The organism is Bordetella sp. H567 (assembly GCF_001704295.1).
Lineage (GTDB): Bacteria > Pseudomonadota > Gammaproteobacteria > Burkholderiales > Burkholderiaceae_B > Bordetella_C.
The window spans coordinates 886,943-910,062 of record NZ_CP012334.1 but is presented as its reverse complement, the minus strand read 5'-3'; the positions used below and the strand labels follow the sequence as shown (position 1 = coordinate 910,062).

At 67.4% G+C, this 23,120-nt stretch carries 22 protein-coding genes; 15 read left to right on the top strand and 7 right to left on the bottom strand.

Going from position 1 to position 23,120, the window contains the following annotated elements:
• The first annotated feature begins 24 nt into the window (after positions 1 to 24).
• From bioA to bioD, 3 genes are read left to right on the top strand one after another with little or no spacing between them, the layout of a single operon-like run.
• Positions 25 to 1,425, top strand: coding sequence for an adenosylmethionine--8-amino-7-oxononanoate transaminase (gene bioA, locus AKI39_RS04070; protein ID WP_066632672.1), 1,401 nt, complete (start codon positions 25 to 27; stop codon positions 1,423 to 1,425).
• Between the two features lie 4 nt (positions 1,426 to 1,429).
• Positions 1,430 to 2,665 (top strand): 8-amino-7-oxononanoate synthase, encoded by a 1,236-nt coding sequence (gene bioF / locus AKI39_RS04065; protein ID WP_066632668.1) that lies wholly within the window; start codon positions 1,430 to 1,432, stop codon positions 2,663 to 2,665.
• Positions 2,662 to 3,381, top strand: coding sequence for a dethiobiotin synthase (gene bioD, locus AKI39_RS04060; RefSeq protein ID WP_066632667.1), 720 nt, complete (start codon positions 2,662 to 2,664; stop codon positions 3,379 to 3,381). The genes bioF and bioD overlap by 4 nt, the downstream gene beginning before the upstream one ends.
• A gap of 81 nt (positions 3,382 to 3,462) precedes the next feature.
• On the opposite strand, the gene AKI39_RS04055 is transcribed toward bioD, so the two are convergent.
• Both AKI39_RS04055 and AKI39_RS04050 read right to left on the bottom strand, forming a co-directional pair.
• Positions 3,463 to 3,993, bottom strand: coding sequence for a thioredoxin family protein (locus tag AKI39_RS04055; protein WP_066632666.1), 531 nt, complete (start codon positions 3,991 to 3,993; stop codon positions 3,463 to 3,465).
• Between the two features lie 92 nt (positions 3,994 to 4,085).
• Positions 4,086 to 4,853 carry a cytochrome c biogenesis CcdA family protein gene (locus tag AKI39_RS04050; protein ID WP_066632664.1) on the bottom strand — a complete coding sequence of 256 codons (768 nt, stop codon included), beginning with the start codon at positions 4,851 to 4,853 and terminating at the stop codon, positions 4,086 to 4,088.
• Positions 4,854 to 5,105: 252 nt separating this feature from the next.
• Here AKI39_RS04050 and AKI39_RS04045 point away from each other — a divergent pair, with 252 nt between their 5' ends.
• The 5 genes from AKI39_RS04045 to AKI39_RS04030 all read left to right on the top strand — a co-directional run bounded on the left by AKI39_RS04045 (position 5,106) and on the right by AKI39_RS04030 (position 8,495).
• Positions 5,106 to 5,474 (top strand): GFA family protein, encoded by a 369-nt coding sequence (locus AKI39_RS04045; RefSeq protein ID WP_066632655.1) that lies wholly within the window; start codon positions 5,106 to 5,108, stop codon positions 5,472 to 5,474.
• Positions 5,471 to 5,641, top strand: coding sequence for a hypothetical protein (locus AKI39_RS25705; protein WP_158515148.1), 171 nt, complete (start codon positions 5,471 to 5,473; stop codon positions 5,639 to 5,641). The genes AKI39_RS04045 and AKI39_RS25705 overlap by 4 nt, the downstream gene beginning before the upstream one ends.
• Positions 5,642 to 5,702: 61 nt before the next feature.
• Positions 5,703 to 6,443 carry a response regulator gene (locus AKI39_RS04040; protein WP_066632653.1) on the top strand — a complete coding sequence of 247 codons (741 nt, stop codon included), beginning with the start codon at positions 5,703 to 5,705 and terminating at the stop codon, positions 6,441 to 6,443.
• A 12-nt stretch (positions 6,444 to 6,455) separates the two neighbouring features.
• A complete protein-coding gene (locus AKI39_RS04035; protein ID WP_066632650.1) occupies positions 6,456 to 7,784 on the top strand; it encodes a sensor histidine kinase in 1,329 nt (442 codons plus the stop codon).
• Between the two features lie 186 nt (positions 7,785 to 7,970).
• The gene (locus AKI39_RS04030; RefSeq protein ID WP_201258547.1) at positions 7,971 to 8,495 is read left to right on the top strand and encodes an alpha-ketoglutarate-dependent dioxygenase AlkB; all 525 of its coding nucleotides are present in this window, start codon (positions 7,971 to 7,973) and stop codon (positions 8,493 to 8,495) included.
• Between the two features lie 86 nt (positions 8,496 to 8,581).
• Here the strand turns inward: AKI39_RS04030 and AKI39_RS04025 are convergent, their stop codons facing one another.
• From AKI39_RS04025 to AKI39_RS04005, 5 genes are read right to left on the bottom strand one after another with little or no spacing between them, the layout of a single operon-like run.
• The gene (locus AKI39_RS04025; RefSeq protein ID WP_066632648.1) at positions 8,582 to 8,965 is read right to left on the bottom strand and encodes a DUF4150 domain-containing protein; all 384 of its coding nucleotides are present in this window, start codon (positions 8,963 to 8,965) and stop codon (positions 8,582 to 8,584) included.
• Between the two features lie 15 nt (positions 8,966 to 8,980).
• Complete coding sequence (locus AKI39_RS04020; protein WP_066632646.1) at positions 8,981 to 10,033, bottom strand: pentapeptide repeat-containing protein; 1,053 nt, start codon at positions 10,031 to 10,033, stop codon at positions 8,981 to 8,983.
• Positions 10,030 to 12,615, bottom strand: a complete 2,586-nt coding sequence (locus AKI39_RS04015) for a DUF2169 family type VI secretion system accessory protein (RefSeq protein ID WP_066632639.1) — start codon at positions 12,613 to 12,615, stop codon at positions 10,030 to 10,032. The genes AKI39_RS04020 and AKI39_RS04015 overlap by 4 nt, the downstream gene beginning before the upstream one ends.
• An 18-nt stretch (positions 12,616 to 12,633) precedes the next feature.
• Complete coding sequence (locus tag AKI39_RS25085; protein ID WP_083228611.1) at positions 12,634 to 13,032, bottom strand: hypothetical protein; 399 nt, start codon at positions 13,030 to 13,032, stop codon at positions 12,634 to 12,636.
• Entirely contained in the window at positions 13,032 to 15,419 is a 2,388-nt protein-coding gene (locus tag AKI39_RS04005; protein ID WP_066632634.1) for a type VI secretion system Vgr family protein, read from the bottom strand. Before AKI39_RS04005 ends, AKI39_RS25085 begins: the two co-directional genes overlap by 1 nt.
• A 521-nt stretch (positions 15,420 to 15,940) precedes the next feature.
• On the opposite strand from AKI39_RS04005, the gene tssA reads away from it, so the two are divergent.
• From tssA to tssF, 7 genes are all read left to right on the top strand, one after another.
• The gene (gene tssA, locus AKI39_RS04000) at positions 15,941 to 16,990 is read left to right on the top strand and encodes a type VI secretion system protein TssA (RefSeq protein ID WP_066642137.1); all 1,050 of its coding nucleotides are present in this window, start codon (positions 15,941 to 15,943) and stop codon (positions 16,988 to 16,990) included.
• A gap of 32 nt (positions 16,991 to 17,022) precedes the next feature.
• Positions 17,023 to 17,607 carry a type VI secretion system contractile sheath small subunit gene (tssB, locus tag AKI39_RS03995; RefSeq protein ID WP_066632630.1) on the top strand — a complete coding sequence of 195 codons (585 nt, stop codon included), beginning with the start codon at positions 17,023 to 17,025 and terminating at the stop codon, positions 17,605 to 17,607.
• 14 nt (positions 17,608 to 17,621) lie between these two features.
• Positions 17,622 to 19,124, top strand: coding sequence for a type VI secretion system contractile sheath large subunit (gene tssC, locus AKI39_RS03990; RefSeq protein WP_066642134.1), 1,503 nt, complete (start codon positions 17,622 to 17,624; stop codon positions 19,122 to 19,124).
• 237 nt (positions 19,125 to 19,361) lie between these two features.
• Positions 19,362 to 19,850 (top strand): Hcp family type VI secretion system effector, encoded by a 489-nt coding sequence (locus tag AKI39_RS03985; protein ID WP_066632616.1) that lies wholly within the window; start codon positions 19,362 to 19,364, stop codon positions 19,848 to 19,850.
• 5 nt (positions 19,851 to 19,855) lie between these two features.
• Positions 19,856 to 20,680, top strand: a complete 825-nt coding sequence (locus tag AKI39_RS03980; protein WP_066632613.1) for a type VI secretion system accessory protein TagJ — start codon at positions 19,856 to 19,858, stop codon at positions 20,678 to 20,680.
• A complete protein-coding gene (gene tssE, locus AKI39_RS03975) occupies positions 20,670 to 21,194 on the top strand; it encodes a type VI secretion system baseplate subunit TssE (RefSeq protein ID WP_066632598.1) in 525 nt (174 codons plus the stop codon). The genes AKI39_RS03980 and tssE overlap by 11 nt, the downstream gene beginning before the upstream one ends.
• Entirely contained in the window at positions 21,194 to 23,095 is a 1,902-nt protein-coding gene (gene tssF, locus AKI39_RS03970; RefSeq protein ID WP_066632596.1) for a type VI secretion system baseplate subunit TssF, read from the top strand. The genes tssE and tssF overlap by 1 nt, the downstream gene beginning before the upstream one ends.
• Positions 23,096 to 23,120 lie beyond the last annotated feature (25 nt).

Sequence of the window (23,120 nt, the reverse complement as noted above, 5' to 3'; positions counted from 1 at the left end):
TGCACTGCCGACCGTCCAGGCGAGATGGAAGCGGCCCCTGCAAGCGCGATACACGCGAGCAGCCAGGGCAACAGTTGGGTGGCGCGCAGCCTGCGCGCCGTCTGGCACCCCTGCACGCAGATGAAGCACCATGAACGCATTCCCCTATTGCCCATCGCCCGCGCCCAGGGTGCATGGCTGTACGACGCGGACGGGCGCCGCTACCTGGACGGCATCAGCTCATGGTGGGTGAATCTGTTCGGTCACGCGCATCCCGCCATCAACGCGGCGCTGGTCGACCAGTTGGGCACGCTGGAGCACGCCATGCTGGCCGGCTGCACGCACGAACCCGCCGTGGCGCTGGCGGAACGGCTGTCGGCGCTGACGGGCGGCATGCTGGGACATGCCTTCTTCGCCTCCGACGGCGCGTCGGCCGTCGAAATCGCGCTGAAGATGAGTTTCCACTTCTGGCGCAATAGCGGCCGCCCGGCGAAGCAGGAATTCGTGTGCGTGGAACAGGGCTATCACGGCGAAACGCTCGGTGCGCTGGGCGTCACGGACGTGGCCTTGTTCCGCGACGCCTATGGACCGTTGCTGCGGCAGGCGCACCGTGTCGCATCGCCGGACGCCCGGCGGGCCTTGCCCGGTGAAACCGCGGCGGATGCCGCGGCCCGGGCGCTGCGCGATGTGGCGGCGCTGTTCGAGGCGCGTGGCGACGCGATCGCGGCGATCATCGTCGAGCCGCTGGTGCAGTGCGCGGCCGGCATGGCCATGCACGATGCCGCCTATCTGCGCGGGCTGCGCGCGCTGTGCGACCGCCATGGCGTGCATATGATCGCGGACGAGATCGCGGTGGGCTTCGGCCGCACGGGCAGCTTCTTCGCGCACGAACAGGCGGGGATACGGCCGGACCTGCTGTGCCTGTCCAAGGGCATCAGCGGCGGCTACCTGCCGCTGTCGGTGGTGCTCTCGCGCGACGCGATCCATGACGCCTTCTACGACGACGACGTGGCGCGTGGCTTCCTGCATTCGCACTCCTACACGGGAAATCCGCTGGCCTGCCGGGCCGCGCTCGCCACGCTGGACCTGTTCGAGGCGCATGACGTGCTGGCGGCCAACCAGGCGCGCTTCGATGCATTGGCGGCGCGCCTGAGCGGCCTGGCCACGCATCCGCGCGTTGAGCATATGCGGCGCTGCGGCGCCATCCTGGCCTTCGACGTGGTCCTCGACGACGACCGTGCCCGGCGCGGCTTCGCGCGGTGCTATGCGCGGCACGCGCTGGCGGCGGGCGCACTGCTGCGCCCCATCGGCCGCACGGTCTACCTGATGCCGCCCTACGTGCTGGACGACGAGGAAATCGGCCTGCTGGCCGGCGCGGCCATGGAGGCGCTGGAGCGGACATTGGACGAGAGCGACGCGCGGATAAGCGCGCATACGATGGAGTGAGCCCATGACACACCCTTTCGACGTGCTGGAAGCGGGCCTGGCGGACCGGGCGGCCCTAGCCTTGACGCGGCGGCGCCGTATCGCCGACACCCCGTGCGCGCCGCGCATCCGTATCGACGGCAGGGATCTGGTGGCCTTCGCCAGCAACGATTACCTGGGGCTGGCGAACCACCCGCGGCTGATCGAAGCGATCGCCGAAGGCGCGCGGCGCTACGGTGCCGGTAGCGGTGGATCGCACCTGCTGGGCGGCCACTCTCGCGCGCACGCGCTGCTGGAGGACGTCCTGGCCGGCTACGCCGGCGGCTTCGCGAGCGATCCCCGCGCGCTGTCCTTCTCCACCGGCTATATGGCCAACCTGGCCATCCTGACCGCGCTGGCCGGACGCGGCGCGACCGTGTATTCGGACGCCTTGAACCATGCATCGCTCATCGACGGCGCCCGCCTGTCGCGCGCGAACGTGCGCATCTATCCGCACGCGGATGCGGTGGCGCTGGCCGCGATGCTCGATGAGGATCGCGGCGACGGTATGAAGGTCATCGTCACCGATGCCGTGTTCAGCATGGATGGCGATATCGCGCCGCTGGCAGCCTTGACCGCGCTGGCGGAAAAGCATCAGGCGTGGCTCGTCGTGGACGACGCGCACGGTTTCGGCATCCATGGCGACGATGGCGCCGGCACGGTGGCGGACCTGCGATTGCGGTCGCCGCTGCTGGTCTATATGGGCACGCTGGGCAAGGCGGCGGGCGTGGCGGGCGCTTTTGTCGTTGCGGAGTCGACGGCGATCGAATGGCTGATACAGCAGGCGCGCAGCTATATCTACACCACGGCCGCCGCGCCGGCACTGGCCCATGCCGCCGGGGTCAGCGTCGCGCTGATGCGCGGCGAGGAAGGCCATGCGCGCCGGGCGCGGTTGCACGGCCACATCGACGCCGTGCGCGCGATGATAGGCGGCATCGAGGCCATGGGCGCGGGGGTTTCCGCGATGGCGTCCACGACCGCCATCCAGCCCATCGTGGTGGGCGAGAACGAAGCGGCGCTGGCCCTGGCCGACGCCTTGCTGGAACACAGCTTCTGGGTCCCGGCGGTCAGGCCGCCCACGGTGCCGCCCGGCACGGCGCGCCTGCGGCTGTCGCTGTCGGCCGCGCACGAGACGGACGATATCCAACGCTTGGGCCAGGCGCTGCGCGCGAGTCGGGCCGCCACCGCAACCGCGCCGCGCGTGGGAGTCGCCACCGCATGAGCTCGTATTTCGTTGCCGGCACCGATACGGAGATCGGCAAAACGCTGTCCAGCTGCGGGCTGCTGCATGCGTTTTCCGCGCAAGGCTGGTCCACGGCGGCGATGAAGCCGGTCGCCGCGGGCGCGGTGCTGGACGCGCACGGCGTATGGCGCAACGAGGATGCGGAAGCCCTGGCGTCCAGCGCCACGGTGGCGGTGCCGCGCGCGCTGTCCACGCCGTTCCTGCTGCGCGAGCCCGCCGCGCCCCACCTGGTCGCGGCGCACGAGGGTGTCGTGCTGGATATCGAACACATCGTGCATTGCCACCGCGAGATCGCCGCGCGCGCGGACATCACCATCGTCGAAGGAGTCGGCGGCTTTCGCGTGCCGCTGGACGACACGCGCGATACCGGCGACCTGGCCCGGGCCCTGGGCCTGCCCGTCATCCTGGTGGTCGGCATGCGCCTGGGCTGCCTGAGCCATGCGCTGCTGACGGCCGAAGCGATCGCGGCGTGCGGGCTGAACATGGCGGGATGGATTGCCAACACGGTGGATCCCGCCATGCGACTGGCGGCGGAAAACCTGGGCACGCTGCGCGAACGCTTCGCGCGGCGCCATGCCGCGCCTCTGCTGGGCATGATCCCGCGGCTGCCGGACCCAACGGGGGCGAACGCCGCGGCGTGGCTGGACGTCGATGTGCTGATGCCCCGGTCTGGCACATCGGCGCCCGGGCGTTAGGGCCGCTCGATTCATTCATCCGTTTAGCCGCGGGTCACGACGGCGCAAGGCACTGTCGCGGCCCGAGCTGCCGCCGCTCCATCAGCCCGCCTGCGCCAGCGCCTGCTGGATCATGGCTTCCGTCTCCTTGTACTGGCCTTCGCCGAAATGCGTGTAGATGATCTTGCCCTGCTTGTCGATCAGGTAGAACGCAGGCCAGTAGATGTTGCGGTAGGCGTCCCAGGTCGCGTACTTGTTGTCCTGCGCCACCGGATAAGTGATACCGAAGCGCTTGAGCGCATCCTGCACGTTCTGCATGGATCGTTCGAAGGGAAACTCGGGCGTATGCACACCGACCACCACCAGGCCTTGGTCCTTGTATTTCTGGTGCCAGGTTTTCACATACGGCAGCGTGTGGATGCAGTTGATGCAGGTATAGGTCCAGAAGTCCACCAGCACCACCTTGCCGCGCAGCGATGCCAGATCCAGCGGCTCGCTGTTCAGCCATTTTTCGATGCCGGTGAATTCCGGGGCCTGTACCGCCGGCCCGGCGGCCTGCGCGGTGGAAGACAAGGGAAGCACGCAGGCGGCCAGGGCGGCGGCCAGGACGATTTTCTTAAGCTGGGCAAACATGATGGACTCCTTCGTGGGAGAAAATTTCGGCGGCCCGGGCGGGCTGGACAAGTCAATGGAACACGTCGCGCGCAGGCACGGACCGCAAGGGATCACTGGAATAGGCCCGAGATCCAGGCGTAGGCCAGGACGTCGTACTGGAAATGGATGGCGACGGCGGTCAGGATGAGCAATACGCCAAAGCCGCGCTGTAGCGCGCCCGTGTGGCGCGCGATACGGCCGACGCGTCCCAAGACGAACTTGCCGCCGTAGGCAATCGCCAGCATGGGAATGCCCGCGCCCACGGCGTACAGCAGCAGCAGGAAGCTGGTATGGCCGATATCCTGAGCGCGGGCGGCCAGCACCAGGATGGACGCCAGCACCGGCCCGGCGCAAGGCGTCCACACGGCCCCCAGCGACACGCCCAGCAGGAAGCCGCCGGCATTGCCGCTGCCCTCACCGCCCAGCGTCGCCACGCGCTGCAGCGGACCGCTTACTGGTGTGCCCTTCTGTCGCTGCGCGACATCCTCCCCGAGGGAGGACGCGCGCCCTTCGGGCGGCCGGGCGGGCGCGCTCAGGCGCGCCATCAGCCAGTCATAGGGCCGGGGCCAGATGCGGCTCAGGCCGAACAAGGCCAGCAGCACGGTGGACGCCGAGCGCACGGCCTCCTGGACGTGGCCGGAGGAATGCGACAGCAGTCCCAGGAGGATGCCCAGCGAGGCGAAGGCCAGCACAAAGCCCGACACGATGAACAGGGGGCGCAGCCGGCCCGAACGTTCGACCGACGTGCCCAGCACTACCGGCAGCAACGGCAGTACGCAGGGCGATGCGATGGTCAGCACGCCGGCCAGCAGCGCGACGGGAGGATCGATAAGGTCCATGACGGATCTCCGGTTTCAGAGCCCGCATTGCACCGCGCCCACGTATCCCGTCTGTGCCGGCGAGCGGGATTTTTTCGCGTTTTTGTATCCCCTGCCAGGGCGTATACAGTACGACACAAAAGGCGCCTGCGCCGACGGTATAAAGCGTGCATCGACGCTGCAGAAACGCCCGGACCGCGTATCCGGATGCAGCCGAACCGCCGCCGGTCTCGCAACCGGCCGGCACGAGCCACCATCGCCAAGGAGCCAACGATGACCGCCCTCCGCCATACCGGTGCCTGCCATTGCGGCGCCGTCAAGTTCGAAGTCACGACGCCGCTGCTGCCGGCGACCCGCTGCGACTGCAGCCTGTGCCGCCGCAAGGGCGCGCTGATGTCCCCGCCGCTGGCGCGCGCCGACCTGCACATCCTGTCCGGCGAGGACGACCTGACCCTGTACCAGTTCAATACCCGCGTGGCGCGGCATTACTTCTGCAAGCACTGCGGCATCTACCCGTTCCACCAGACGCGCACGAATCCCGCCCTGTGGCGCGTCAACCTGGGATGCCTGGACGGCGTCGACATATACAGCCTGCCCGTCGACGTCGCCCACGGCGCGGCATTGTCCGTGGTGCAATCATGAAGCGCTGGCTGGCCGTATTGCTGCTGATGCTGGGCGGTGTGGGGGCCGAGTCGGTGCGGCCTGGACCCTGCCAGCTCTTGTCCGATACCGGGACGCAACGGCTGCGGGAACGCCGGGACGATCGGGATCGCCTGGACGAGCGGGAACGCCGGCGCCGCGGTTTTTAAATACACTTCCTGGACGGCGGCTCGCGCCATCCATCCTGGCTAACGAACAAAGGCACACCCGATGGACCATGTCGATCACATCATGATCGTCGACGACGATCGCGAGATCCGCGAATTGGCCGGCAATTTCCTGAAGAAGAACGGCCTGAACGTCACCTTCGCGGCCGACGGGCGGCAGATGCGCTCGCTGCTGGAAAACACGACCGTGGACCTGATCGTGCTGGACATCATGATGCCCGGCGACGATGGCCTGGTTCTGTGCCGCGAACTGCGCGGCGGCAAGCACAAGCGCATCCCGATCGTGCTGCTGACCGCGCGCAGCGACGACATGGACCGCGTCATCGGCCTGGAAATGGGCGCGGACGACTACCTGGTCAAGCCCTTCGTGGCGCGCGAACTGCTGGCGCGCATCAAGGCCGTCCTGCGCCGCACGCGCATGCTGCCGCCGAACTTCCAGGTGACGGAAGCGGGCCGGCAGATCCGCTTCGGGGACTGGCGCCTGGACACCACGGCGCGCCATCTGCTGGACACCACCGGCACGGTGGTCTCGCTGAGCGGCGCCGAATACCGCATGCTGCGCGTCTTCCTGGACCATCCGCAGCGCGTGCTGACGCGCGACCAGCTGCTGAACCTGACGCAGGGCCGCGATGCCGACGTCTTCGGGCGCTCCATCGACCTGCTGGTCAGCCGGCTGCGCCAGCGCCTGCGCGAGGACGCGCGCGAACCGATGTACATCAAGACCGTCCGCAGCGAAGGCTATGTGTTCGCGTCTTCGGTCGAAGTCACCGAAGAAGACGCCTGAACGGGAACCGCGATGTCCGCCCACAGCGCCGCACGACGTTTCGCCCTATGGCCGCGCACCCTGGTGGTGCGGCTGTTCGTGATTTTCCTGATCGGCCTGGTCGTGGCCCAGGCCTTGTCGATGGCGCTGCTGTTCTACGAACGCTACGAGGCCGGCAAGTCCATGATGCTGGGCAACCTGGAAAGCGACGTTTCCATCGCCATGGACATCCTGGACCGCCTGCCGGCCGCCGAGCGTCCCGCCTGGCTACCGCGGCTGGGCAGCACCAACCGCGTCTACCTGCTGCGCGCGGGCGAGGCGGACCAGCCCCTGACAAGCTCGGCCGCCCGGTCGGCCGCCGACGCCATCCGCAAGGCCCTGCGCGACCGCGACGTCGCGGTACGCGAAATGGCGGGAGATCCCAAGCACATCCAGGCGATCATGCGACTGCGTGACGGTAGCCCGGTCACCCTGGACATCCATCTGTCGCTGATGCCGATGGCGATGTGGCTGCCGCTGGTGCTCGCGCTGCAACTGATGCTGCTGGTCGGTTGCGCATGGTACGCGGTGCGGCTGGCCGTGCGGCCCCTGACCCAGCTGGCCCATGCCGCCGATACACTGGACCCCAACCAGACCGGCCCGCGGCTGACCGAGCACGGGCCCACGGAAGTCGCCCACGCCGCGACCGCCTTCAATGCCATGCAGGACCGCATCGCCGCGCACCTGGCCGAGCGCATGCGCATACTGGGTGCCATCTCGCACGATCTGCAGACCCCGATCACCCGCATGAAGCTGCGCGCCGAGCTGATGGAAGAATCGATGGACAAGGCCAAGCTGGCGCAGGACCTGGACGAAGTCGAGCGCCTGGTGCGCGAAGGGCTGGCCTACGCGCGCACGGCCCACGGCGCACTGGAAAAGCCCGCGCGCCTGGATATCTGCGCCTTCCTGGACAGCCTGGCCTGCGACTACCAGGACACCGGCAAGGACGTCAGCCTGACGGGCACCTGCGCGGCGCCCATGACGACGCGTCCGCACGCGCTGCGGCGGCTGCTGGGCAATCTGATCGACAATGCCCTGAAATACGGCGGCGGCGCGGCCGAGGTCCACGTCGAACCGCGCGGCGACGGCGGCCTGACGGTATCGGTGATGGATCGCGGCCCGGGCATCCCGGACGACAAGCTGCAGGACGTGCTGCAGCCCTTCTATCGGTTGGAGGGCTCGCGCAACCGCGATACGGGCGGAACCGGGTTGGGCCTGGCCATCGCCAGCCAACTGGCCGCCATCACGGGCGGCACGCTGGCCCTGCACAACCGCGAAGGGGGCGGGCTGTGCGCGGAGTTGCGGCTGGCGGGGCTGGAGTAGGGACCGGCCATGCCACGTCGCCACGATCCCGCGCAAGGGGACCTTTTCGGTACGCCACCGGCGGAGCCGTCGGCGCCGTCAGGTCCTCCGGGATCGTCCGGACCGCCCGGACCGTCAGGGCCATCAGGACCCTTAGGACCGTCAGGGCCTTCGGGCCTGCCGGGGCCGCCGATCCTGAACGACATCGTGACGGTAGCCGAGGAGCGCGACCTGCTGGCGGTTTTCGCGACCATCGAGCTGCAGCGCTTCAAATTCCAGCAATGGGAAGGCAAGCGACGCACGCGGACATTCGGCTGGAAATACGACTTCGGCGCGGGTACCTTCGAGCCGGCGGAGAGCCTGCCTGGATTTCTGCTTCCCTTGCGCGAACGCGCGGCCGCGTTCGCCGGGCTGGACCCGGCATCGCTGGTGCAGGCATTGGTGACGATGTACGACCCAGGCGCCGGCATCGGCTGGCACCGCGACCGGCCCGAATTCGAAGAAGTGATCGGCGTATCGCTGGGGGCCGCCGCGACGATGCGGTTTCGTCGCCGCCGCCCCGACGGCGGTTTCGAGCGCCGCGCCGCGCTGCTGGCGCCGCGGTCTGCCTATCATCTGGCGGGCGAAATCCGGCACGAATGGGAGCACAGCATCGCGCCGATGGCCGAGCGGCGCTGGTCGGTCACGTTTCGCAGCCTGTCCGCGCGCGGCATCGCCAAAGGGCGTGGATAGGAACCCATCCCGCCGCGCCGCGATGCATCGGGCCGATTACGCGTCACACGGCGCGCGCGCTCATAACGCCCGATCCAACGGGCTGCTCAGGGCGCCAGCACCACCACCTTGGGCTGCGGGGAAAACACCTGCATGCCCACCGTATTGATCGTGTTCTGGACCGTCAGGCTGGTCATGCGCACGATGGGCGTGCCCATCACCAGCACGGTAAACGCCCCCGTCATATACCGCGAACTGCCCATGAAGGTCTGCGATATCACGCCCCCGCCCACGCCGGCCGTGTCGCCCAGCGTGATGGGCACAGGCGTCGCCATGTTGTGCACGGGCGCCGCCAGCAGCAGCACATTCCACGCCACCGGCACGCCCATGCTGGACGTCGCCACATCCACGTGCGGGATCGGCGGTATCGGTGTCTTGCACACATCGGGAAAGCCCAGCGCCACTCCCGGCAGTTGGCATACAGCGAGCATGTCGGCCTCCTCGGTTCAAGCCTTGCCCGCCGACCAGAGCTCGGCTTCCAGCAAGGCGGGATCGTTTTCGATGATGCCCGTGCGGCTCGACAGCCGGGCGCCGTCCTGAACGGCGCGATGGAACCGGGTGCGGGTGAACCGTGCGTCGCGCAAGTCGGCGTCCGTCAGGTCGGCGGTGGAAAAATCGGCATCGACCAGGCTGGCATGGCGCAGGTCCGCGCGGGCACAGCGGGTCCGGTGAAAGACGCACAGGTTCAGGCTGGCGCCTTGCAGGTCGGCATCGTCCAGATTGGCGTCGGCCCAGATGGCCCCGTCGAAGTGCGCGCCGCGCAAGATCGCGTGCGCCAGCTCCGCCTGCGGAAACAGGCATTGCGGCCCGACGGCGCCGGTGAAGCGTGCCTGCCGCAGCGACGTGCCCTTGAAGTTTGATTGCCGCAGCTGCGCGCCGCTGAAATCCGCGCCATCGAGCTTGCTGTCGGTGAACTGGCACAGGGTGAAATGCTGCCCGGCGAAGCGATGTCCGCTAAGGTCGCATTCGACAAACATGCCGCTTTCCCCGCTGGCACCGGCCAGCGTCGTCCGGCGCAGGTCCAGCTGGTAAAAGGTCACGAAGGACAGCACCGTTCCGCTGAAATCCGCGCCTTGCAGATCGGTCTTCGAGAACATCGCGCGATCCAGCCGCGGAATGCGCAGATCCGCATCGCGCAGGCAGACAGCATGGAAGCTGGCGCGGTCCAGCATCGCGCCGGCAAGGCGGGCGCCCGCCAGGTCGCATTCGCTGACCATCAACTGCCGCGCCGCCGCGCGGCTCAGGTCGGCCTGCCGCATGGAACCGAGCACGATGCGTGCTTCTTCCAGCTTCGCGTCCGACAGGTCGGCGCCGTCGAAGCGGCAATGCGTGAACTGGCTGTCGTCCAGCCGGCAGCCGGCCATGCGCGCACCGCTGAAGTCCACCTCGTCGAAGAAGCCACCGGCCAGGTCCAGGCCGCTCAGGTCGGCGCCGCGCAGATCCACGTTTTCGACGACTTCGCCGTGGCGTACCTTATCCAGCAAGACCTCGGTCTTCATGCGGCGGACTCCGTCCGGCGCAGGGGATAGCGCTTGGCGCCCGCCGTATAGGCGCCCTGCATGCGCGTGGATGCGTCGATCAAGGCTTGCGACACATCGGCGCGGAACAGGTTGGCCTGCTCCAGGCCGGCATCGCGCAGCGTCGCCTTGGATAGGCTGGCTTCGATCAGGTTGGCCTTGCGCAGCGACGCGGCATCCAGATCCGCGCGTACGAAAAGGCTGCGCGGCGCGCGGATGCGCGACAGGTCAGCGCCACGCAACAGGCATTCGGAGAGATCGCACGCTTCCAGCATCGCATCCGTGAAGTCGGCGCCGTCCAGGATCGCGCCGCGCAGGCTGCTGTTGCGCAGGGTGGCGCCCGTAAAGCCGGCTCCCGTAAGATCCGCGCCTCCGGCAAAGGCGCTCGCCTGCACATCGGCATGCGCGAACGTCGTCCTGCCGGAGAACAGGCATCGTGTGAAGCCCACCCGTGTCAGCCGAGCCGAGGTGAAATCGCAGTCCTGCAAGGCACTCTCCATGAAGGCACACATACGGATATTCGCGTGGTCCAGGCTGCAGCGCTCCAGGATCACGTTGGCGGCCATCCATTGCGACAGCGTGGCGCCGGCGAGGTCGCAGCCACGCAGCAATGTCCTGGTCGACTGGCCGCCGAGCGATGCGCCGCGCAGCACGCAGTCTTCCAGCACGGCTTCATCCAGCCGCGCTTCGCCCAGCTCGGCGCACTCGAAGTCCGCCTGCTGGCAGGTGAGGCGGCCAAGATTGGCGCGCTTGAAGCAGGCATCCCGCGCGGAGGTGCGGATGAATCGCGCGCCCGCCAGCACGGCCTCGGTGAAATCGCATCCATCCAGGCGCGCATCGGTCAGATCGGCGCCGGCCAGGTCGGCGCCGCGAAAATCCATGCCCTTGAGGTCCATGCCCGACAGATCCGCGCCCGCCAGCGGCAGGCCCCTGGCGTCCCGGCCTGCCAGGGCACGCGCCTTCAGGCGCTCGCGCGTGCGGCGCGCGCGATGCGGCGGCATCGGCGGCGGTGGCGCGAAGTGCTGGGCCGCCTGCAGATAGCCGGCGCTGGCGATGGCTTTGGCCCCGCCATTCTGGTTCTGGCGCATCCACGGCTGGGCCCGGGCTTCCCGCAACTGCCGCCGCAGTACGGCGGGATCAAAGGCAGCCGGCGGCGCGCCGATATCCAGCCGCCCCAGTGCTTGCACATCGACGCCCGCGGTCGCGGCCAGCCCATCGAGCTCGGGGTCCGCGTACACGCGCGCCATGTCACCTTCGCCCCGCCTGGCCTTCTCCAGCTCCTGCTCCATCCGCAGGATGTGCTCCGGCAGGTCGGCCAGCGCGGGCGCGGCTTGCGCAGGCTCCAACGCGGGCAGATACCGCTCGGGATCCAGGCCTTGCGCGAGCAGCTCGGCGCGCGCCTGCGCGTGGCGACGTTCGGCGCCCGCGCGCTGGTTGCGCTGCGACGGCCGATTGCCGGCGTCGGCCGCGGTGCCGTCCATCCATGGCGCGCACAGTTCACGCGGGACGAGGTCCTCGTCCAGCATGGCATGGAGCGCGCCATGCCGGGAATCGAGGCGGCGCGCCATGACGCCGGCATAATGCGCCATCTCGCGGGGGGCATCCGCAAGCTCCATCGCGGGCATGATGAAGCGGACGTCGGCGCCATCGTCCTCGCCGATCGGCATGCAGCCGTGCCAGATCAGGACCACGCGGTCGCGATGCGGAAAGAACCAGGCGGTGGACAGGTTCAGCGCGATTTCGTGCAGCGCGGTGCCGTCGGCCTGCAGGCTGGCGAAGCAGCGCGCCCGCCAATCGGGCAGGCGCCCGCGCAGCACCTGCCGTTCGGGATGCATGTTCCAGATTTCATAGGCCGCCCCGCCCAGCGGCGTACCTGGCACCGCGGCGCGCTGGTCAGGCGGCGCGGCCTGGAAGAAGCGCGGGTCCATGTCCGGCGCGAAGCCCGGGAAATCGTTCTCCAGCCACTCCTGGTCGTAGCGACTGCCCATATGGCACGCCCGCTGCGGCCAGTCCATGCCCAGCGCGCCGTAGCCGGCCGGCGCGGGCCGCTGGGAAGGCGCGGACAGGCGCTCCTGCGGCGACTCGATATTGGGCACCCGGCGCACCCGCACGCCGTTGACGATTTCATCGGCCGCGCCGATACCGTGGGGATTGTCGGGCACGTCCGGGCCACCGTAGGCTCTCGTCCAATCCACGCGCATGGCCTCGAAGGGACGTGGCTTGTCGGGCCGGCCGTCCAGCCAATACCGGTCGCCGAATACCAGCAGCGGCTTGTCCACGATGCCGTCCACCTTCAGGCGCACCGCGCACGCCCCGGGTTCCTGCTGATGCCGCGCGTAGGCATAGCCTGTCGCCAGGACCTCCGGTACGGGCTTGGGCATGCCGGTATCCAGCACGCCGCCCGCCTCCTCTCCCGCCAGGATCCACAAATCCTGTTCCGGCAGCAGGCGAGGCGTATCGCCGAGTTCCACCAGGGCCAGCACGGCGACGCCCAGATGGTTGGCGCGCTGCCAGCGATAGGGCCGTGTGAGCAGGCTCAGGCGAAATGGCTTGACGGTTTTCACGATGCTGTCTTCACGGTGCTATTCCGTGCGCTGGTCCAGCGCCACCTCGCGGGTGTCCGGATTCACTCGGACCCGGACGATGCGGCCTTCCGCGAACTCCGCCAGGCGCACCGGCGATACCGGAACGCGCAGCGTGGCGTCGAAAGCCGGTTCGGCACCTTGGGCTTCCACCCGCAGCGTGATGTCGATGACGAAGAACTTGATGGCGCCCAGGCGCGTGCCCGTATCCGTGGTGCGTATGACCACCCCCGTGCCGGGGCGGCCGGTCTGGCGCACCTGGTCCTGGCGCGCCACCAGCGCCGCGTCCTGTGCGCGGCGGCGCAATTCGCCGCGCAGCATGAAGCCGACCTGGACGACCGACAACACCAGCACGAGGATGACCGCCCAGGCCCATCCGGGCAAGCCCCACGCCGCCATCACAGGATGCTCCACAGGCCAACCATGGATTGCTTCAAGCCGACCTGCTGGACTTTGATGGAATCGAAGGCGTAGCTGGATCCGGAGGTGCGGTACGACGTCAGCGCCCCGATATTGCTGATCGCGGAGTAATTGGTGAAAGACAAATTCAGCATGACCGTCGTGCGGTACAGCGCGATGCGGCTGACGCCGATTTCCGCCTTGAAGCCGGCCAGCGACAGGCCGTACGGCGTCGTGGTCAGCCATTTCCCGTTCGCCATGTTCTTGACCTCGGGCGCGTTCAGCACGATGGCCGTCGGCGTCTTCAGCGTGATGTCGGCGTTGCCGTGCACGTCCACGGTGGAACCGACGGACTGCACCAGCATGGCCCCCTGGGACTTGACGTCCATCGCATTGCCGGTGGACTCCACGCGGATCTTCTGCGGGGCGGTGGCTTCCAGGCCCGCGCTGCTGGACTTCACCACCACCTGGCCCGTGGCCTGGGCCGTCAGCGTACCGGCCTGCACGTCATGCAGGGAATCGCCGCCGCTGACGGTGATCTTTTCGCCGGTTTTCAGCGTTTCGTCGAACAGCCCCGTGATCTCCCGCGTTTCGCCGCTGGCCGCGACCGTGGTCTTCAAGCCGTTGTCGAATTTCTCCTCCATCAGGCCGCTCTTCACATGTACCGTGCGCGAGGCCTTGACGGTGTAGTCCTCGTGGCCGGTCACTTCCACCGTGCGCGACTGGCCGACGGTGAGCTTGTCCGTGCCCGTCACGTCGATATCGCGGTTGCACAGCACCCGCTTGATGTCGTTGCCGCCGATGACCGTGTTGCGCTCGCCGTCCGTGTGGTGGAACTCGTCGCACTCGACCTCGGTGTGCAGGTTGCGTTCGGCATGCAGCCAGATGCGCTCGGCGCCCGCGCGGTCCTCGAACATGAAGGCGTTGGCCGTGGCCGGCGTGCCATTCTTGGACCGGCTCAGGAAACCGCTCTGCGTGGCGTTGTCCGGCAGGTTCCAGGGCGGCATGTTGTTGGTGTTGTACACGCGGCCGATGATGAGGGGACGGTCCGGCTGCCCGCCGATGAAGTCCACCACGACTTCGTCGTTGACGCGCGGCAGCTGGATGCCGCCGAAGCCGCCACCCGCCCATGGGCTGGACACGCGCACCCAGCACGAACTGTTTTCGTCCTTCTTGCCGTAGCGGTCCCAATGGAACTGCACCTTGACCCGGCCCAGGTTGTCGGTCCAGATCTCCTCGCCCTGCTTGCCCACCACCGTCGCCGTCTGCGGACCGTGGGTGCGCGGAACCGGCGTGATGCGCGGCGCGCGGAACTGGACGGAGGAAGGCAGGACAACGAAGTCGATGTCCAGGGTGGCGGGCTCGCCGGCACCCGTGGTGTAGGCGGCTTCGCGCATGCGGTAGTACGCGCCGACGACCAGGTATTCGCGGTTCTCGGCCTGGCGCGGATGATTGCGCAGCGTAAACAGATGGCCCGGGGCCAGTCCGCGCGCATTGCAGGACCCGCGGCTTTCCTCGCGCTGGCACTGCAGCGACTCCAGTCGCACGCGCGTGTAGTGCTCCGCGTCCTCCGGGTTGGTATAGCCGCCCTGCCATTCGTACATTTCCAGGTCGCCGTTATCGTGCGCGCCGGGGTTGTTGCGTCGCGCCTCCAGGCTGGCGGCCGGCGTCAGGGGATGGTAGTCGGTGGTGGCGAAGGCGCCGGGCGTGATCTGCTCGGCCAGCTCCCATTCGTAGACGTAGTCCTCGCGCGGCACGGCGTTGCGGTCCGGTCCGTAGTACGGAATGCTTTCGTAGCCGGGAACGGCTTCGTGCTGCGTCACGTCGTCGGCCAGTACCAGCGTGTGCTTGCCGTTGTCGTGGCGGAACCAATAGTAGATGCCCTCGTGTTCCATCAGGCGGCTGACGAAGGCAAAGTCCGTCTCCTGGTATTGCACGCAGTATTCCCACGTGCGATAGCTGTCGGCCAGCTTGAACTCGACGGGATACTTGTAGTCCGCGAGCACCTCGCGTATCACGTCCGGCACGCTCTTGTTCTGGAAGATCTTGCTGTCCGAGGTCTGGGTCAGGTACCACAGCCACGGGCGCAGCGTGGCGCGATACACGTAGTAGCCGCCGCCGTCGGTATCGCGCCCCACCAGCACGCAGCGCGTGACCTCGCCGCTCAGGAAACGGGGCGTGCCGCCTGGCGTTTCGATTTCCAGCGTCATGGGCTTGCCCAGCAGCGCCTTCATGTCCAGGGTATAGGACTCGGCCACCAGGTCGAGCTCGAACTCGAACAGTTGCGAGATCGTTTCGGCGCCATGCATGGCGCGAAAGCGCAACTGGTCTTCCGGCAGCGGCGTGTGCGCCTTGATGATCCGATCGCTGTCCACCATGCGGTCCATCTCTTCTCCTCGAGAGACAGCGTCCACCGCGGTCGCCCCTATCTTCTTCTTGTGAGGGTTACGCGCGTACGCCGTGCGTCAGTGAATCGCCGCACCATCGCTGCCGATGCGCGAGACGGGCGATTCTAAACAGCTTGCAAGACCAGGAGAAGTCGGCTCACAAGCGTTTGTCCTTTTTACGATATCGAAATACTTAGTCACCTTTAAATGTTAGCGATCGTAGAAATCCAAAATTCCGATTTGTTGCCGTGGCTTTGTCTGCACCTAGAGACGAGCCTATGAACTACGTAAGTTTCATTACAGGACGTCAACTTTCGAGCGAAGAAATTGTTCTAAATTTTTCGCGGGTGTTAAGCAATCGTAAGAAAAAACAGCGTGTGTGAGTTGCCATAGTCAGACTAATCCGACTGCATAGAATTCGCATTCCGTGACGAGCCACACGGACAGACTAGATCCAGACGGACACCGGGTTGCGTGTACCGGCAACGCCCCCACGAGGGCAACGCCTGATAACTATGACCATGGAATTCGCCGAAATACTGAGCACGCTCGACCCTCGGCTGCCGTGCGGGGAGGACCTCGAGTACGACGCGGACTTTCTGCGGCTGCAGCAATCGGCCGCCGAACGCAGCGAACAGCAGTTCGGGAGCACCATCATCCCGGCGCAGGCGCCCGATTGGCGGGACGTCGAAAAACAGGCGCTGGCCCTGCTCGAACGCACGCGCGATATCCGCGTCATCAGCCACCTCACCCGCGCGTGGACCGAGACGCGCGGGCTGGCCGGCTACGCCGACGGCCTGACGCTGTGCGCCGACGCGCTGGAACGCTATTGGGACGCGGTGCATCCGCGCCTGGACAGCGTGGGCGAGAACGACCCGCTGCCGCGCATGAATGCCCTTGCCTCGCTGGGGGACGTCCAGGGCTGTGCGCGCAGCGCGCGTTCGGCCACCCTGGTGGAAGGCGTCCACGGCAAACTGAGTCTGCGCGAGGCGGAATCCATCCTGGACGGCAGCCGCGCGCAGGCCGACGCCTATCCGGGCGGCCGCGCCCACCTGGTCGAACAAATGCGCCAGGCCAGGCAAGCCGGCGACCCGCACCTGGACGGCTTGCTGACCGCCGCCCGCACGCTGCGGCGGATACAGGACATGGTCGCCGGACGGCTGGGCGGCGAATGGATACCGGACTACGCGGCCATCCTGCGCGGGCTGGATATCGTCGCGCAGGAACTGCCCGACGGCGTCCCGGCGACCGCCGCGGCGACGGACGGGCAGGCGCATGGCACCGGCGCCGTGCCGGACGCCGCCCCGGCGCGCGCGGCATCCGGCGCCGATGGCGTGCGCTGGCAGGACGCGCAGATCCATACGCGCGACGAAGCGATGGCCATGCTGACCAAGGTCTGCGCCTACTTCGAAGTGCACGAGCCCGGCCATCCCGCGCCCTATGTGATCCGGCGGGCCCAGCAGCTGATTCCGCTCAGTTTCCACGACATCATCCGCAACCTGGCGCCCCAAGGGCTGGAGCAGTTCGAACTGCTGCTGCCCCGTGACGCCGACGGCAGGCCCGCGCCCTGACACCCCGTATCCAGCTCTACCAGGAGAACCGCATGGCAACCACTCTGAAAGGCAGCGGCCAGAAATTCATCGCGCGCAACCGCGCGCCCCGCGTACAGATCGAATACGACGTCGAAATCTACGGCGCGGAACGCAAGGTGCAGCTGCCTTTCGTGATGGGGGTACTGGCTGACCTCGCCGGTCGTTCGGATACGCCGCAGCCGGATATCGGCGAGCGCAAGTTCCTGAACATCGATATCGACAACTTCGACGAGCGCATGAAGTCCATCCGGCCGCGCGCCGCCTTCCACGTGCCCAATACGCTGACCGGCGAGGGCGACCTGAACGTCGATATCACCTTCGAGAGCATCGACGACTTTTCGCCCGCGACGGTCGCGCGCAAGGTGGGCGCGCTCAATGAACTGCTCAATGCGCGCACCCAGCTGGCGAACCTGCTGACGTATATGGACGGCAAGACGGGCGCCGAGGAGCTGATCGGCAAGGTGCTCGAAGATCCCGCGCTCCTGAACGCGCTGGCCGCCTCGCCCAAGCCCGCCGAGGCCGGGACGAAGGCGGGGCCGGACGCCGCGACGGATGCGGACGGCGAAACCCGCGCCGGCCGCGACGCCAATCAATAACGATGGAGAACACCATGACCGCAACGGCCCAACGCGCGGCGAACCGCGTCGACGAAGCGCTGGAAGCGGACGACCTGTCCGCCCTGCTGAAAAAGGAATTCAAGCCCAAGACCGAGCAGGCGCGCGAAGCAGTGGAGCATGCCGTCCGCACCCTGGCGCACCAGGCGCTGGAGAACAGCGGCGTCGGCCTGTCCTCGGACGCCTATCGCACGATCCAGGCGATCATCGCCGAGATCGACCGCAAGATGTCCGAGCAGATCAACCTGGTCATGCACCACGCGGACTTCCAGCAGCTGGAAGGCGCCTGGCGCGGGCTGCACTACCTGGTCTCCAACACCGAGACGGACGAGTTGCTGAAGATCAGCGTGATGTGCATTTCCAAGCAGGAACTGGGCCGCACGCTCAAGCGCCACAAGGGCGTCGGCTGGGATCAAAGCCCCATCTTCAAGCGCGTGTACGAAGAAGAGTACGGCCAGTTCGGCGGCGAGCCCATCGGCTGCCTTGTGGGCGATTACTACTTCGACCACAGCCCGCCGGATGTGGAACTGCTGGGCGAGATGGGGCGCATCGCCGCCGCGGCGCACTGCCCTTTCATCGCGGGCGCATCGCCCAACGTCATGCAGATGGACACCTGGCAGGAGCTGGCCAACCCGCGCGACCTGACCAAGATCTTCACCAACACCGAGTACGCCGCCTGGCGCAGCCTGCGCGAATCCGAGGACTCGCGCTACATCGGCCTGGCCATGCCGCGTTTCCTGGCGCGCCTGCCCTACGGCGCGCGCACCAACCCCGTCGACGATTTCGATTTCGAGGAAGACACCGACGGCTCCAACCATGACCGCTACACCTGGGCCAATTCGGCCTACGCCATGGCGGCCAATATCAATCGGTCGTTCAAGCTGTACGGCTGGTGCACCTCGATACGCGGCGTGGAGTCCGGCGGCGCGGTGGAGAACCTGCCCTGCCATACCTTCCCCACCGATGACGGCGGCGTGGACATGAAATGCCCCACCGAAATCGCCATCAGCGACCGCCGCGAGGCCGAACTGGCGAAGAATGGCTTCATGCCGCTGGTGCATCGCAAGAACACGGACTTCGCCGCCTTCATCGGCGCGCAGTCGCTGCAGAAGCCGCACGATTACTACGACGCGGATGCCGCCGCGAACGCCAAGCTTTCGGCGCGCCTGCCCTACCTGTTCGCCTGCTGCCGCTTCGCGCATTACCTGAAGTGCATCGTGCGCGACAAGATCGGCTCCTTCCGCGAGCGCAACGACATGGAGCGCTGGCTGAACGACTGGATCATGAACTATGTCGACGGCGATCCGGTGAATTCCTCGCAGGAAACCAAGGCGCGCAAGCCGCTGGCCGCCGCCGAGGTACAGGTGCAGGAAGTCGAGGACAACCCCGGGTATTACGCCGCCAAGTTTTTCCTGCGGCCTCACTATCAGCTCGAAGGGCTGACGGTGTCGCTGCGCCTCGTGTCCAAACTGCCCTCGCTCAAGCAGAACGAGGGCTGACTGGACCCCTACGCCATCCGGGGCCGCGCCAGGGCGGCCGCACCTCGCGTGCGGCTTGCCGAGGCAGCGGGCGCGGCGCCGGTGGCCTGACGTCCCAGGAGCGGGCATCCGACAGGGTCGGTGCCCTCCGAAGGCGCTCTTCATTGCCGATTCCGCCGGGATGTTCTCGTGCAGAAAGCCCGCGGCGTGGCTTTTTCCCAGCAGGACCCAGACTGGACCTCACATCAGGAGAAGCAAGTGGCTGTTGATATTTTCATGAAGATCGATGGCGCCAATGGCGAATCGAAAGATGCCAATCACAAGGATTGGACCGACGTACTGTCGTTTTCCTGGGGTGCCACCCAGCCCGGCAATCTGTCGAGCGGCGGCGGCCTGGGCGCGGGCAAGGCAAGCTTCAACGACCTGCACGTGGTGGCACGCATCGACAAGGCCGCGCCCGCGGTCATGAAGCACTGCGCCAGCGGCAAGCACCTGAACATGGTGCAGCTGTCCATGTGCAAGGCGGGCGGCACGCAGATCGAGTATTCCAAGATCACCCTGGAAGACGTGCTGGTGTCCTCCGTGCAGTTGTCCGGCGACGGCGGTTCGGACGCCGGCGTGATCGCCAACTTCGCCTTCCAGGCCGCCAAGGTCAAGCAGCAATACTGGGAGCAGACCGACCAGGGCGGCAAGGGCGCCGAAACCCTGGTGGCCTGGGATATCAAGCAGAACAAGGAAGTCGGCTGATCCCCATGGCCACGACCGCCGTTCCGCTTCATACCGCCAGCATCGCGGCCCACATGGATACGGTGGCCGCGCGGATCCGCCGCCAGCCCGGCGATGCGGATCTGCGCGCGCAATTGTTCCAGCTGCTGGCGGTGCAGGGGGAATGGGAACGCGCGGCCGAACAGCTCAAGCTGTGCGCCGAACTGAACCCGCAGGCCGCGCCCACCGCCCTGATGTACGACCGCGCCATCGCGGCGGAGCGCCAGCGCGAGGCGGTGCTGGCGGGCCAGGCAGACCCGGCCGTGCCCGGGCCGCGCCCGTCGTGGCTGGACCAGCTGCTGGCGGCCCTGCGGCACGACACGGTAGACGTTACCCGCGCGGCGGCGCTGCGCGCCCAGGCGCTGGAGGACGCCGAACCGCTGTCGGGCACGCTGGAACACACGGGCGAGGCAGGGCCGCTGCGATTTCCGTGGGTCTGCGACGGCGACAGCCGCCTGGGACCCATTTTCGAATTCATCCAGGGTGAGCATTACGCGTGGCTACCCTTTTCCTATCTGCGCAAGGTACGCCTGGTCGGGCCCGAAGCACTGTGCGACGTGATCTGGGCGCAGGCCGAGATCACGTTGGCGGACGCCCGCGTGCTGCATGCGCTGATACCCGCGCGCTATCCGGCGCCGGCTGGCCGCCGCATGGCGGACCAGGACGAGCGCATCCGCCTGGGCCGCCTGACCCAATGGGAGCCCCTGCACGGCGACACCTACACCGGCCTGGGGCAGAAGATGTGGCTGACAGACCAGGGCGAATACGCCTTGCTGGACATCCGCGCCGTGGAGCACGCCGATGGGCCATAGCGATACCCGAGCGCTTGCCGCGCGCGATCGCCTGCAGCCCTCGCTGCTCGACCGCCTGCTGGACGATGAACCGGGCAGGCGCGAAGAGCCGCGCGAATCGTCGATGCTGACGCACGCCCAGCTGCGCGAAGTCGTGCTGCGCGACCTGCGCTGGCTGCTGAATACGGTGAACCTGGAGACCACCGACGACCTGGACGCCCACCGTCCCGTGGCCGCCTCGGTGCTGAACTACGGCGTACGCGCGATGGCGGGCAAGCGCATGTCGGACATCGACTGGATCGACGTCGAGGACTCCATCCGCCGCGCCATCGCGTCCTTCGAACCGCGCATCCTCGATTCGTCGGTCGAAGTGCGCTGCGTGACCGACACCGGCACGCTCGAACACCACAACGTACTCAGCCTGGAGATCAAGGGCATGCTGTGGTGCGTGCCGCATCCCCTGGAATTCCTGTTCCGCACGGACATCGACCTGGAAAGCGGCCATATGGACCTGCGCGACCTGGGAGGGTATTGATGGACGCGCGGCTGCTGGACTACTACAACCGCGAACTGGTCTACATGCGCGAGATGGGCGCGGAGTTCGCGCAACACTACCCGAAGGTCGCCGGGCGGCTAGGGATGAACGCCACCGAAGTCGCGGACCCCTATGTGGAGCGCCTGCTGGAAGGCTTCAGTTTCCTGACCGCGCGCATCCACATGAAGATGGACGCGGAATTCCCGCGCTTTTCGCAGCGGCTGCTGGAGGTTGTCTATCCCAACTACCTGGCGCCCACGCCGGCCATGGCGGTGGTGCGCTTCGAGCCCAGCATGAACGAAGGCACCCTGGCCCGGGGATTCGACCTGCCGCGCGGCACGCTGCTGCGCGGCAAGGTACCGCGTGGCGAGCAGACGCCCGCCGAATTCATGACCGGCCATCACCTGAAGCTGTGGCCCCTGCGCGTGGTGGAGGCGTCCTTCGGCGCGCCGCCGCCGGACCTGCCGCTAAGCCGCCTGGGCCTGGCCGGCCGCGGGACGCGCGTGCTGAGCGCTCTGCGCATCCGCATCGAGGTCTGCGGCGGCCTGCGTCTGGAGGACCTGGAGCTGGACCAGCTGGTGTTCTACCTGAACGGCCAGGATCTGCAGATGCAGCGCCTGCTGGAGATGGTCATTGGCAATACCGTCGCGGTACTGGGCCACGACAGCGCGCGGCCGGTCGGCTGGATCAACCGCATGTCCGCGGACGCGGTACGCCACGAAGGCTTCGATGACGACCAGGCGCTGCTGCCCGCGGACGCCCGGGTGTTCCAGGGCTACCGGCTGCTGCAGGAATACTTCGCCTTCCCGCGCCGCTATCTGTTCTTCAGCGTCAATGGCCTGAAGCGGGGACTGCGGGCAGCCGGTCCCGGCGGCACGCCACGCGAAACACGCGCCTTCGACCTGACGCTGCTGTTTTCGGCCGCGGCACCGGAACTGGAAGGCGCCATTACCGCGGACAACCTGCCGCTGCACTGCGCGCCGATCATCAACCTGTTCCCCAAGCGCGCCGACCGCGTGGCGGTCACGGCGCGCACCTCCGAATACCACGTGGTGGTGGACCGCACGCGTCCGCTGGACTACGAGATCTACGGCATGACGCGCGTCACCGGGCACGCCTCGGCGGACCGCCCGGAACAGGAGTTCCGTCCCTTCTACGGCTCCGTGTTCAGCGATCCGGACGACTACGGCGCCTACTATTCGATGCGCCGGGAACCGCGCCTGATCTCCGACACGGCGCGGCGCAACGGCACGCGCACCGGCTATACGGGAAGCGAAGTCTATCTGTCGCTGGTCGACCGCCACGAAGCGCCGTTTTCCGGGCAGCTGCGGCACCTGACCCTGGACACGCTGTGCACCAACCGCGACCTGGCGGTGCTGCTGCCGCTGGGCACGCAGACCGACTTGACGCTGCGGATTTCGGCACCGGTGGGCGCCATCAAGGTGCTGCACGGCCCGACGCGGCCGCATGCGGCATTGGCGGAAGACGCCGCCACCTGGCACCTGATCAGCCACCTGGGCCTGAACTACCTGAGCCTGATGGACCTGGACGAGGAAGCGGGCGCGCAAACGCTGCGCGAAATGCTGACGGTGTACGGCAATCTGGCGGACCCGGTGGTGCGCAAGCATATCGCCGGCGTGCGCCACGTTCGCATCTCGCCCATGCACCACCGCTTGCCCGCGCCGGGGCCCATCGTCTACGGCCGCGGCGTGCGCATCGGCCTGGACGTCGACGAAGCAGCCTTTTCCGGCATCAGCCCGTATCTGTTCGGCGCCGTGCTCGAGAAGTTCTTCGCGCGCCACGTGTCGATCAACATGATGTCGGAACTGGTGCTGTCCACCTTGCAGCGCGGCGAGCTCGCGCGATGGAAGCCCCGCATGGGGACCCGGCCCGCGGTCTAGCGTCCCATGAAACATTGAAAGGAAA